Raw genomic sequence first — 276 nt, 5'->3', positions numbered from 1 at the left:
GGCGCAGGGCGTCGGGCGGGAGCGGCGTGCCGGACAGCTCCGCCGAGGCGGCGGTGTGGCCCCAGGCGAGGAAGGGCACACCGAGGGCGCGCAGGCGGGCGAGGAGGGCGCAGAAGGGCACGAGCAGGAGCCAGACGGCGAGCGCGGGGTGGGGGCCGGTGGCGGCGGCGAGGGCGGCGCAGGAGAGGGCGCTGAGGAGAGGGAGGAGGCGGGAGCGGGCGTAGGGAGTGCCGTCGGCCGCGTGGCAGCGGGCGCACCGGGCGGTGCCGAGCCAGC

Annotated in this window: 1 pseudogene; it reads right to left on the bottom strand. The window is 80.4% G+C overall.

What is annotated here, in order from left to right:
• A pseudogene (locus GT042_RS03700) lies at positions 1-276 on the bottom strand (prepilin peptidase); the annotation flags it as partial.

Origin of the sequence: Streptomyces sp. SID3212, from assembly GCF_009865405.1 — a bacterium.
Taxonomy (GTDB): Bacteria; Actinomycetota; Actinomycetes; order Streptomycetales; family Streptomycetaceae; genus Streptomyces.
Note: the sequence above shows the minus strand (reverse complement) of the source record. Positions and strands in the feature narration are given on the sequence as shown.